Genomic DNA, 12,388 nt, shown 5'->3' with positions numbered 1-12,388 from the left:
GAGGTTAACCTTTCTCCACCTGACCAAAGTCCAGCTCAACCGGTGTTGCACGACCAAAGATAGATACGGAAACCGTCAGGCGGCTCTTCTCGTAATCCACATCTTCAACCACACCGTTAAAGTCAGCAAATGGACCGTCATTAACGCGAACCATTTCACCCGGCTCAAACAGCGTTTTCGGACGAGGCTTGTCGCCGACCTGCTGCAGACGGTTCATGATCGCATCAACTTCTTTATCGCTGATCGGTGCCGGACGGTCAGAGGTACCGCCGATGAAACCCATCACGCGCGGGACGCTGCGTACTAAGTGCCAGCTGGCGTCATTCATAACCATCTGAACCAGTACGTATCCCGGGAAAAACTTGCGCTCGCTCTTACGACGCTGACCACCACGGATTTCAACGACTTCTTCAGTCGGAACCATGACGTCGCCAAACAGCTCTTCCATGTTGTGCAATTTGATATGCTCGCGCAGCGATTGGGCTACGCGGCCTTCAAAACCGGAAAACGCCTGTACGACGTACCAGCGTTTCTTTGGAGCTTCAGACATCTCAGAACCTCAGGCCAGTGATAAACGATACCAGACGGACCAGAATACCATCCAGCCCCCACAAAATCAGTGACATCACGGCAGTAACCGCGGCAACGATTAACGTGGTGTGCAGCGTTTCCTGGCGGGTTGGCCAGATAACCTTACGCATTTCTGTTCTTGCTTCACGAGCAAAAGCCACGGTCGCTTTGCCTTTGGTCGTTAAAAGCGCAATGCCGCCAGCCGCTGCAATCAGTACAACTACGGCTAATGCACGCAGTGGCAGTGACACATCACGATAGAGGTAGTTACCTACAATCGCTGCAAGCAGCAGTAATACAACTACTACCCACTTTACCGCTTCCAGGCCACGCCCGCTCCCTTGAGCTTCGGTATTCGCACTCATAAACCAACCTGCCACAATAATTCAGAAACTATTCTGCCCCGCAGTGCGAGGCGTCCAAACCGAATGAGCTTTTGAGGCGTAACTCGGTATCCAACGCCGCATAACAGAGCCTGTCTCAGCAATGATTATGATTCAAAAAATCACTGATGAGCCAGGTTCTATGAAACAGCGTGCAAAAAGGGCATCAAATGATGCCCTTTCCGTGTGCATTGCGTCAAACGTTATCGGTAATTATGCGATAACTTTAGCAACAACACCCGCGCCAACGGTACGGCCACCTTCGCGGATTGCGAAGCGCAGACCTTCGTCCATTGCGATTGGGTGGATCAGGGTAACAACCATTTTGATGTTGTCGCCTGGCATGACCATCTCAACGCCTTCTGGCAGCTCTACTGAGCCGGTTACGTCAGTTGTACGGAAGTAGAACTGTGGACGATAGCCTTTGAAGAACGGAGTATGGCGACCACCTTCGTCTTTAGACAGAACGTAAACTTCTGACTCGAACTGGGTGTGTGGCTTGATTGAGCCTGGCTTAGCCAGAACCTGGCCACGCTGGATGTCTTCACGCTTGATACCGCGCAGCAGAACACCACAGTTTTCGCCTGCCTGACCCTGGTCCAGCAGCTTACGGAACATCTCAACACCGGTACAGGTTGATTTCGCAGTATCTTTGATACCCACGATTTCAACTTCGTCGCCGACTTTAACGATGCCGCGCTCAACACGACCGGTAACAACAGTACCACGGCCAGAGATTGAGAATACGTCTTCGATTGGCAGCAGGAACGGCATGTCAATCGCACGGACTGGATCCGGGATGTAGTTGTCCAGGTGTTCAGCCAGTTCGATGATTTTCGCTTCCCACTCAGGAACGCCTTCCAGCGCTTTCAGAGCAGAACCACGAACGATTGGGGTGTCGTCGCCTGGGAAGTCGTACTGTGACAGCAGGTCACGTACTTCCATCTCTACCAGCTCCAGCAGCTCTTCATCATCAACCATGTCACACTTGTTCAGGAACACGATGATGTAAGGAACGCCAACCTGACGACCCAGCAGGATGTGCTCACGGGTTTGTGGCATTGGGCCATCAGTCGCAGCAACAACCAGGATCGCGCCGTCCATCTGCGCAGCACCGGTGATCATGTTTTTCACATAGTCGGCGTGGCCTGGGCAGTCAACGTGAGCGTAGTGACGTGCAGCAGTCTCATACTCAACGTGAGCGGTGTTGATGGTGATACCGCGGGCTTTTTCTTCAGGTGTGCTGTCGATCTGATCGAATGCACGAGCCTGGCCGCCGTTGGTTTTAGCCAGTACGGTAGTGATAGCTGCAGTCAGGGTGGTTTTACCGTGGTCAACGTGACCGATGGTGCCCACGTTTACGTGCAGTTTGTTACGTTGAAATTGCTCTTTAGCCATCGCTAGTCCCTCTAAGACACGGATATATCAATGATATCATCACATTAACCAGGCATTGCCTGACTGCAAGGAAGTTACAGAGAAAATCAGGAGGGAGATTAAAGGAAGTGGTGCTGATACCCAGAGTCGAACTGGGGACCTCACCCTTACCAAGGGTGCGCTCTACCAACTGAGCCATATCAGCACATCTGGAGCGGGCAGCGGGAATCGAACCCGCATCATCAGCTTGGAAGGCTGAGGTAATAGCCATTATACGATGCCCGCATCCTGGAACTCGGCTACCTGTTCTTTCTGTAGCTTGCAGATAACAGTGAATGTTTCTCTGCTATCTACTGTCTGCCAGCGAAGCTGACCGACGTTGACTTCGCTAACGCTCAGTCTGAATTCAGGGTGATAAGTGACTCACCTGACAGATAAACAGGTTGTTTACCTGTACTCAACCGTGAGGCTGAGATGGTGGTGGGAGAAGGATTCGAACCTTCGAAGTCTGTGACGGCAGATTTACAGTCTGCTCCCTTTGGCCGCTCGGGAATCCCACCTACTTGATGGTGCCGGCTACCGGAATCGAACTGGTGACCTACTGATTACAAGTCAGTTGCTCTACCAACTGAGCTAAGCCGGCATCAAGTGGAGCGCATTCTAGGAAGGTCGGGCCTTCGATGCAACTAAAAAATCACTAATTTTGTTCTATCGCTTACTATTTGTGCAAATCATCGCATTCTGGCGTTTTTGTGCAGAATATTTGTGCGATCTGGTCCTGTTTTTACACCGCCCACCCTGCCTCGCTATCGTCCCCTGCTGCTCTGGCATGCTCTTTTTAAGGTAAAATAGTCCGCCCATCGCCTTTTTATTTTGCGCAGCCTGTTCTGAGTGATGCTTTTTTAACCCTTATCGGCGTTATTTTTCGTGCACTTAAGATATCTGCAGAACAGGGAGACGTTTTTGTCCTGCATATCTCTCTCGCTGGTACGACGATAACGGTAAAAAACGCTTCCAGTGTCTCGCAGCTCTTTATTCATAAGTTGGGAAACACACGCTGCATATTGAATGTATGCGCTTTTAGCCTCTCTCTACGCCGTTACAGCTCTATTGGGTCATAAAGGCGTGTGAATACTATTTAAGGCAGATAAAAGCCGCACATAAGCTTTGATGGCCCGTGTAGCACTATACGTAGTGATACAGCTGTGAGAATTAGCGTTATTATGATGTTTTGTGGGTATGCCGACGAAAGCGTGATCACGTTTATCTTTTTACTTCTGTTAAAAGCCATACTGGTGATACCCTCCAGCCCATTGTTCTCACTGATAAACCAGCGATTCGTGATTTATTTCACCTGTGCTCTCCTGCTTATCGGATGACACGCGGTTGATAGCAATGAATTTGCGGTCAGATGCATGCTTATGGATAAAACGACCCCCCTGACAACGCCTTATTTAGAGTTCACTCGTGAGCAGTGGGCTGCATTACGTGATTCCGTTCCTATGACACTGTCAGAGGAAGAGATCGCGCAGCTGGAGGGCATCAACGAGGATCTCTCGCTGGAGGAGGTAGCAGAAATTTATCTGCCACTTTCGCGCCTGCTTAATTTCTATATCAGCTCTAATGTTCGTCGGCAGGCTGTACTGGAGCAATTTCTGGGTACCAATGGCCAGAAAATCCCCTATATCATCAGTATTGCGGGCAGCGTAGCCGTAGGTAAAAGCACAACTGCGCGTGTATTACAGGCGTTGCTCAGCCGCTGGCCTGAACATCGTAAAGTAGAATTGATCACGACGGATGGCTTTCTTCATCCCAATGCCGTGCTGAAAGAGCGCGGATTAATGAAGAAAAAAGGGTTTCCGCAATCTTATGATATGCACCGGCTGGTCAATTTCGTCTCCGATTTGAAATCAGGCGCCAGTCAGGTCACAGCACCGGTCTATTCGCATCTGATTTATGATGTCATCCCTGATGGCGATAAAGTGGTTCAGCAGCCTGATATCCTTATTCTGGAAGGTCTGAATGTATTGCAGAGTGGCATGGACTATCCCCATGACCCACATCATGTCTTTGTTTCAGACTTCGTTGATTTTTCTATCTATGTCGACGCTGAGGAAGAGCTGCTGCAAAGCTGGTATATCAATCGATTCCTCAAATTCCGCCAGGGTGCATTTACCGACCCGGACTCTTACTTCCACCATTATGCCCAGCTCTCAGAAGCGGAAGCAGTAGAGATAGCGGGCAATTTATGGAAAGAGATTAACTGGCTAAACCTGCGGGAAAATATCCTGCCAACGCGCGAACGGGCCAGCCTGATCATGACTAAAAGTGGCAATCATGCGGTCGACAGGGTTCGCCTGCGTAAATAACCGCTCCAGTAAAAAAGCCTGCATTAGTGCAGGCTTTTTTGATCAGAGAGGACGTAGAGATATTTCTCCGCCCACCCAGGCTTTTATTTCGCCATCCTGCTCAAGTAACAGGCCACCCTGACTGTCAATGCCCCGCGCAATACCATGCACTTCACGTTCAGCAATGAGCAATTTAACAGGCCGGTGAATAAAGTTATCCAGCACCATCCAGCGTGTAACAAAGGGCGTTAACCCTTCCTGCTCAAACAACGGCAGGGCTTCGCGCAGATTATTTATCAGATGGGCGGCCAGCTCATTGCGGTTAACGGATACACCGGCTTCCTGCAGGTTAATCCAGCCCTGATTAATCTGCGATGCATCGGCTGTACGCATAGCAAGGTTAATCCCGGCCCCCATGACGATATGCGCGGCATCACCCGTTTTACCGGTCAGTTCGACCAGAATACCTGCCAGTTTGCGATCGTTAAGGTAAATATCATTGGGCCATTTGACGCGAACATCATCAGCCCCTAATGAACGTAATGTCTCAGCAATGATAATACCAATCACAAGACTAAGACCCATCGCCGCAGCGGGTCCCTGCTCCAGACGCCAGTACATAGACATGTAGAGATTAGCGCCAAAGGGAGAGAACCATTGACGCCCACGACGGCCACGACCAGCCTGCTGATACTCAGCGATACAGGCAGCACCCGACTCCATCTCATGCATGCGCTCCAGCAGATACTGATTTGTGGAGTCAATCACCGGGATAACAGAGATATTGCCCTGCTTAACCTGAGCGACAATTGCCTGCTCATCCAACAGCTGCATCGGGGCAGAGAGACTGTAGCCCTTCCCTGTCACGGTATAAACGTCAAGTCCCCAGCTTTTTAAGGTCTGGATATGCTTGTTAATGGCTGCGCGACTCATGCCCAGTGTTTCACCCAGCTGTTCGCCAGAATGAAACTCACCGTCAGATAAAATATCGACCAGCTTTAGCGGGATACTGTTGTCTTTCATGCGATTACCCCGACAGCATTGCACTCGCCCTGTGCCTGAATAAACCGCACCTCAGGCTCCAGCCAGACATCAAACTTTTCACCCACCTTCGCACGCACGGTTTTTGCCAGCGCAACGATATCGTCAGGTGTGGCATTATCAGCATTAATCAGCACCAGAGCCTGTTGCTGATGAACGGCGGCACCGCCGATACGATAACCTTTCAACTGACACTGATCGATAAGCCATCCGGCTGCCAGCTTGGTTTCACCATTCGGCATCAGATAGTGTGGCATAGCTGGAAAATGCGCCAGCAAGGCGCTGCACTGCGCCTCGGTAACGACCGGATTTTTGAAGAAGCTGCCTACATTCCCGGTCACTTTTGGATCCGGTAATTTGCTCTGCCGCATCTGGCACACCGCGTGATAAACATCCCAGGCGCTAGCCGTTACCGGATTCAGAGTCTTCAGATCACCGTAGGTCAATACGGGCTGCCATTGTTTAGGCAGGATTATCCCGACCGCGACGATGACATAACCTCTCTGATAGCGATGCTTGAAAATGCTGTCACGATAGCCAAATTCACAGGCTTCACGATCGAGACGCTCTGTCTCACCACTGTCCAGGTTAAGCACATCCACATATTCGCAGACATCTTTTAATTCCACACCATAGGCACCAATGTTCTGAATCGGTGCAGAACCCGTCATTCCAGGGATTAATGCCAGATTCTCCAGGCCAGTGATCCCTTTTTCCAGTGTGCTCTTAACCAGCTGATGCCAGTTCTCACCTGCTCCGACATGCAACTTCCAGTACTCATACTCATCCTGAATGTTGATGCCTTTAATGCGGTTAAGTACCACAGTACCAGCGAAATCATCCAGAAAGAGGACATTGCTGCCTTCACCAAGCACCATGAAAGGGGTTTGATCACGCTGGCTGGCCTGCCATGCAGCCAGAATGGCAGCTGGCGTCTCAGCAACGATGCGTTTCTGTGTATGTACTTCAAGCCCAAGCGTATTGTCGGCTTTTAAGGAAGGATGCTGGCTGGACATTTGACGACCTTTACTGAGTTATCTGGGCGTAGTTTACCGTATCAGGGAGGGGTTCTCAGGCTGTTTTCGGGGATTATGATGAGGTTTTTCACGATCTGCAGACGTAAAAAAGCCCCGCACTCTCGTGCGGGGCTTCTTCACTTATATAATGCCTGGCAGTTCCCTACTCTCGCATGGGGAGACCCCACACTACCATCGGCGCTACGGCGTTTCACTTCTGAGTTCGGCATGGGGTCAGGTGGGACCACCGCGCTAAAGCCGCCAGGCAGATTCTGTTCTCCGCGCCGCCCCTTAAGGCCGCGCAGATATATCCGGTACAGGCTGAAAATCGTGTCTCTCAAAAACGCCTCTGGCGTTGTAAGGTTAAGCCTCACGGGTCATTAGTACCGGTTAGCTCAACGCATCGCTGCGCTTACACACCCGGCCTATCAACGTCGTAGTCTTCAACGTCCCTTCAGGACTCTCAAGGAGTCAGGGAGAACTCATCTCGGGGCAAGTTTCGTGCTTAGATGCTTTCAGCACTTATCTTTTCCGCACTTAGCTACCGGGCAATGCCATTGGCATGACAACCCGAACACCAGTGGTGCGTTCACTCCGGTCCTCTCGTACTAGGAGCAACCCCCCTCAATTCTCCAGCGCCCACGGCAGATAGGGACCGAACTGTCTCACGACGTTCTAAACCCAGCTCGCGTACCACTTTAAACGGCGAACAGCCGTACCCTTGGGACCTACTTCAGCCCCAGGATGTGATGAGCCGACATCGAGGTGCCAAACACCGCCGTCGATATGAACTCTTGGGCGGTATCAGCCTGTTATCCCCGGAGTACCTTTTATCCGTTGAGCGATGGCCCTTCCATTCAGAACCACCGGATCACTATGACCTGCTTTCGCACCTGCTCGAGCCGTCACTCTCGCAGTCAAGCCAGCTTATGCCATTGCACTAACCTCACGATGTCCGACCGTGATTAGCTGACCTTCGTGCTCCTCCGTTACTCTTTAGGAGGAGACCGCCCCAGTCAAACTACCCACCAGACACTGTCCGCAGCCCGGATCACGGGCCTACGTTAGAACATCAAACATTAAAGGGTGGTATTTCAAGGTTGGCTCCACGCGAACTGGCGTCCGCGCTTCAAAGCCTCCCACCTATCCTACACATCAAGGCTCAATGTTCAGTGTCAAGCTGTAGTAAAGGTTCACGGGGTCTTTCCGTCTTGCCGCGGGTACACTGCATCTTCACAGCGAGTTCAATTTCACTGAGTCTCGGGTGGAGACAGCCTGGCCATCATTACGCCATTCGTGCAGGTCGGAACTTACCCGACAAGGAATTTCGCTACCTTAGGACCGTTATAGTTACGGCCGCCGTTTACCGGGGCTTCGATCAAGAGCTTCTCCTTGCGGATAACCCCATCAATTAACCTTCCGGCACCGGGCAGGCGTCACACCGTATACGTCCACTTTCGTGTTTGCACAGTGCTGTGTTTTTAATAAACAGTTGCAGCCAGCTGGTATCTTCGACTGGCTTCGGCTCGGGGAGCAAGTCCCTCCACCTACGCGCCAGCGTGCCTTCTCCCGAAGTTACGGCACCATTTTGCCTAGTTCCTTCACCCGAGTTCTCTCAAGCGCCTTGGTATTCTCTACCTGACCACCTGTGTCGGTTTGGGGTACGATTCTGTGTTACCTGATGCTTAGAGGCTTTTCCTGGAAGCTGGGCATTTATCACTTCAGCACCGTAGTGCCTCGTCGTCACGCCTCAGCGTTAATAAGGGACCGGATTTACCTGGACCCTCCGCCTACACGCTTAAACCGGGACAACCGTCGCCCGGCTGATATAGCCTTCTCCGTCCCCCCTTCGCAGTAACACCGAGTACAGGAATATTAACCTGTTTCCCATCGACTACGCCTTTCGGCCTCGCCTTAGGGGTCGACTCACCCTGCTCCGATTAACGTTGAACAGGAACCCTTGGTCTTCCGGCGAGCGGGCTTTTCACCCGCTTTATCGTTACTTATGTCAGCATTCGCACTTCTGATACCTCCAGCATGCCTCACAGCACACCTTCGACGGCTTACAGAACGCTCCCCTACCCAACAACACATAGTGTCGCTGCCGCAGCTTCGGTGCATGGTTTAGCCCCGTTACATCTTCCGCGCAGGCCGACTCGACCAGTGAGCTATTACGCTTTCTTTAAATGATGGCTGCTTCTAAGCCAACATCCTGGCTGTCTGTGCCTTCCCACATCGTTTCCCACTTAACCATGACTTTGGGACCTTAGCTGGCGGTCTGGGTTGTTTCCCTCTTCACGACGGACGTTAGCACCCGCCGTGTGTCTCCCGTGATAACATTCCTCGGTATTCGCAGTTTGCATCGGGTTGGTAAGCCGGGATGGCCCCCTAGCCGAAACAGTGCTCTACCCCCGAGGATGAGTTCACGAGGCGCTACCTAAATAGCTTTCGGGGAGAACCAGCTATCTCCCGGTTTGATTGGCCTTTCACCCCCAGCCACAGGTCATCCGCTAATTTTTCAACATTAGTCGGTTCGGTCCTCCAGTTAGTGTTACCCAACCTTCAACCTGCCCATGGCTAGATCACCGGGTTTCGGGTCTATACCCTGCAACTTAACGCCCAGTTAAGACTCGGTTTCCCTGCGGCTCCCCTATACGGTTAACCTTGCTACAGAATATAAGTCGCTGACCCATTATACAAAAGGTACGCAGTCACCCCCATAAAGAGGGCTCCCACTGCTTGTACGTACACGGTTTCAGGTTCTGTTTCACTCCCCTCGCCGGGGTTCTTTTCGCCTTTCCCTCACGGTACTGGTTCACTATCGGTCAGTCAGGAGTATTTAGCCTTGGAGGATGGTCCCCCCATATTCAGACAGGATACCACGTGTCCCGCCTTACTCATCGAGCTCACAGCATATGTGCTTTTGTGTACGGGAGTATCACCCTGTACCCTGCGACTTTCCAGACGCTTCCACTAACACACATGCTGATTCAGGCTCTGGGCTGCTCCCCGTTCGCTCGCCGCTACTGGGGGAATCTCGGTTGATTTCTTTTCCTCGGGGTACTTAGATGTTTCAGTTCCCCCGGTTCGCCTTGCAGCACTATGTATTCATGCTGCAATGATGCACAGAGTGCACCGGGTTTCCCCATTCGGACATCGACGGCTGTAGCGGTTCATATCACCTTACCGTCGCTTTACGCAGATTAGCACGTCCTTCATCGCCTCTGACTGCCTGGGCATCCACCGTGTACGCTTAGTCGCTTAACCTCACAACCCACAGGCGTTTTACAACGCTGCGAGCTGCAAGCATTTGAGAGACTCGAACATGTCGCATTTTTCATTCTTATTACGGAGAATGAAAACGACACGTCGTTTCAATTTTCAGCTTGTTCCGGATTGTTAAAGAGCATAATACTTCGCAGCACACCGTTGCCGGTACGCTCTGAAGTATTCAGAAAAAACAGATAAACGGTATGGTGGAGCTAAGCGGGATCGAACCGCTGACCTCCTGCGTGCAAGGCAGGCGCTCTCCCAGCTGAGCTATAGCCCCATACAGTTACTGCAGAGACCACTACTACCACTCAACCGAGTACACTTCGTGAGAAATGCAATTCGTGCTCAGGCAGGGCATGTTTCCGCGAAGCATAGTCAACTATGCGAGCCGGAGACATAACGCAGCGTGAGTGCGAATTTGGTAGGCCTGAGTGGACTTGAACCACCGACCTCACCCTTATCAGGGGTGCGCTCTAACCACCTGAGCTACAAGCCTGTAGAGGTTTTTTCTGCTCGTTACTTTTTATCAGACAATCTGTTGTGGACACTGCGCGGGAAGGTATCTTCAGGTAAGGAGGTGATCCAACCGCAGGTTCCCCTACGGTTACCTTGTTACGACTTCACCCCAGTCATGAATCACAAAGTGGTAAGCGCCCTCCCGAAGGTTAAGCTACCTACTTCTTTTGCAACCCACTCCCATGGTGTGACGGGCGGTGTGTACAAGGCCCGGGAACGTATTCACCGTGGCATTCTGATCCACGATTACTAGCGATTCCGACTTCACGGAGTCGAGTTGCAGACTCCGATCCGGACTACGACGCACTTTGTGAGGTCCGCTTGCTCTCGCGAGGTCGCTTCTCTTTGTATGCGCCATTGTAGCACGTGTGTAGCCCTACTCGTAAGGGCCATGATGACTTGACGTCATCCCCACCTTCCTCCGGTTTATCACCGGCAGTCTCCTTTGAGTTCCCGCCATCACGCGCTGGCAACAAAGGATAAGGGTTGCGCTCGTTGCGGGACTTAACCCAACATTTCACAACACGAGCTGACGACAGCCATGCAGCACCTGTCTCAGAGTTCCCGAAGGCACCAAAGCATCTCTGCTAAGTTCTCTGGATGTCAAGAGTAGGTAAGGTTCTTCGCGTTGCATCGAATTAAACCACATGCTCCACCGCTTGTGCGGGCCCCCGTCAATTCATTTGAGTTTTAACCTTGCGGCCGTACTCCCCAGGCGGTCGACTTAACGCGTTAGCTCCGGAAGCCACTCCTCAAGGGAACAACCTCCAAGTCGACATCGTTTACGGCGTGGACTACCAGGGTATCTAATCCTGTTTGCTCCCCACGCTTTCGCACCTGAGCGTCAGTCTTTGTCCAGGGGGCCGCCTTCGCCACCGGTATTCCTCCAGATCTCTACGCATTTCACCGCTACACCTGGAATTCTACCCCCCTCTACAAGACTCAAGCCTGCCAGTTTCAAATGCAGTTCCCAGGTTAAGCCCGGGGATTTCACATCTGACTTAACAGACCGCCTGCGTGCGCTTTACGCCCAGTAATTCCGATTAACGCTTGCACCCTCCGTATTACCGCGGCTGCTGGCACGGAGTTAGCCGGTGCTTCTTCTGCGGGTAACGTCAATCGATGCGGTTATTAACCACATCGCCTTCCTCCCCGCTGAAAGTACTTTACAACCCGAAGGCCTTCTTCATACACGCGGCATGGCTGCATCAGGCTTGCGCCCATTGTGCAATATTCCCCACTGCTGCCTCCCGTAGGAGTCTGGACCGTGTCTCAGTTCCAGTGTGGCTGGTCATCCTCTCAGACCAGCTAGGGATCGTCGCCTAGGTGGGCCATTACCCCGCCTACTAGCTAATCCCATCTGGGTTCATCCGATAGTGAGAGGCCCGAAGGTCCCCCTCTTTGGTCTTGCGACGTTATGCGGTATTAGCCACCGTTTCCAGTGGTTATCCCCCTCTATCGGGCAGATCCCCAGACATTACTCACCCGTCCGCCACTCGTCACCCAAGAGCAAGCTCTCTGTGCTACCGTCCGACTTGCATGTGTTAGGCCTGCCGCCAGCGTTCAATCTGAGCCATGATCAAACTCTTCAATTTAAGTTTGATTTGCTTAAACAAGTTAAGCGGTGCTCATCTGTAAAACGTCATAATGAATTTCATTATGTGTTCACTCGTGAGGCTTGATATTTTTTTACGTCCGGAGACGCTGATATCAATCCTGCGAGTGCCCACACAGATTGTCTGATAAATTGTTAAAGAGCAGTGCGAACAGTGCGTTAGCGTCCTGTCGCGAGGTGGCGTATATTACGCTTTCCTCCTGCAGAGTCAACCTCTTTCTCAGAAGTTTTTCTCCGGCGGCGCAGTCT

Annotated in this window: 6 protein-coding genes, 6 tRNA genes and 3 rRNA genes; 1 reads left to right on the top strand and 14 read right to left on the bottom strand. The window is 51.8% G+C overall.

Annotated elements, in window-relative coordinates; all coding sequences use genetic code 11:
* Positions 1-4 precede the first annotated feature (4 nt).
* From nusG to AC6I77_RS01015, 7 genes are all read right to left on the bottom strand, one after another.
* On the bottom strand, positions 5-550 hold the full coding sequence (nusG, locus tag AC6I77_RS01045) for a transcription termination/antitermination protein NusG (RefSeq protein ID WP_003848088.1): 546 nt from the start codon (positions 548-550) through the stop codon (positions 5-7).
* A 1-nt stretch (position 551) separates the two neighbouring features.
* Positions 552-935 carry a preprotein translocase subunit SecE gene (secE, locus tag AC6I77_RS01040; RefSeq protein ID WP_008927141.1) on the bottom strand — a complete coding sequence of 128 codons (384 nt, stop codon included), beginning with the start codon at positions 933-935 and terminating at the stop codon, positions 552-554.
* 231 nt (positions 936-1,166) lie between these two features.
* Positions 1,167-2,351, bottom strand: a complete 1,185-nt coding sequence (gene tuf, locus AC6I77_RS01035) for an elongation factor Tu (protein WP_013359730.1) — start codon at positions 2,349-2,351, stop codon at positions 1,167-1,169.
* A 108-nt stretch (positions 2,352-2,459) separates the two neighbouring features.
* A tRNA-Thr gene (locus AC6I77_RS01030) sits at positions 2,460-2,535 on the bottom strand.
* A 5-nt stretch (positions 2,536-2,540) separates the two neighbouring features.
* A tRNA-Gly gene (locus AC6I77_RS01025) sits at positions 2,541-2,615 on the bottom strand.
* Positions 2,616-2,805: 190 nt separating this feature from the next.
* Positions 2,806-2,890: transfer RNA gene (locus tag AC6I77_RS01020), tRNA-Tyr, on the bottom strand.
* Between the two features lie 7 nt (positions 2,891-2,897).
* A tRNA-Thr gene (locus tag AC6I77_RS01015) sits at positions 2,898-2,973 on the bottom strand.
* A 778-nt stretch (positions 2,974-3,751) separates the two neighbouring features.
* Here AC6I77_RS01015 and coaA point away from each other — a divergent pair.
* Complete coding sequence (gene coaA / locus AC6I77_RS01010) at positions 3,752-4,699, top strand: type I pantothenate kinase (RefSeq protein ID WP_033743664.1); 948 nt, start codon at positions 3,752-3,754, stop codon at positions 4,697-4,699.
* A gap of 42 nt (positions 4,700-4,741) precedes the next feature.
* Here the strand turns inward: coaA and birA are convergent, their stop codons facing one another.
* The 7 genes from birA to AC6I77_RS00975 form a co-directional block, all read right to left on the bottom strand.
* Positions 4,742-5,701: a bifunctional biotin--[acetyl-CoA-carboxylase] ligase/biotin operon repressor BirA gene (gene birA / locus AC6I77_RS01005; protein WP_497816684.1), complete on the bottom strand. Its 960-nt coding sequence runs from the start codon at positions 5,699-5,701 to the stop codon at positions 4,742-4,744.
* A complete protein-coding gene (gene murB, locus AC6I77_RS01000) occupies positions 5,698-6,735 on the bottom strand; it encodes a UDP-N-acetylmuramate dehydrogenase (RefSeq protein WP_008927171.1) in 1,038 nt (345 codons plus the stop codon). The genes birA and murB overlap by 4 nt, the downstream gene beginning before the upstream one ends.
* Positions 6,736-6,885: 150 nt before the next feature.
* Positions 6,886-7,001, bottom strand: a 5S ribosomal RNA gene (gene rrf, locus AC6I77_RS00995).
* 93 nt (positions 7,002-7,094) lie between these two features.
* Positions 7,095-10,002, bottom strand: a 23S ribosomal RNA gene (locus tag AC6I77_RS00990).
* A gap of 207 nt (positions 10,003-10,209) precedes the next feature.
* A tRNA-Ala gene (locus tag AC6I77_RS00985) sits at positions 10,210-10,285 on the bottom strand.
* 142 nt (positions 10,286-10,427) lie between these two features.
* Positions 10,428-10,504: transfer RNA gene (locus AC6I77_RS00980), tRNA-Ile, on the bottom strand.
* Between the two features lie 74 nt (positions 10,505-10,578).
* Positions 10,579-12,119 (bottom strand): 16S ribosomal RNA (locus AC6I77_RS00975).
* The 16S, 23S and 5S rRNA genes sit together here with 2 tRNA genes alongside, the layout of an rRNA operon.
* Between the last annotated feature and the right edge of the window lie 269 nt (positions 12,120-12,388).

This window comes from Pantoea sp. X-Soil-ISGK-259 (assembly GCF_059730705.1).
Note: the sequence above shows the minus strand (reverse complement) of the source record. Positions and strands in the feature narration are given on the sequence as shown.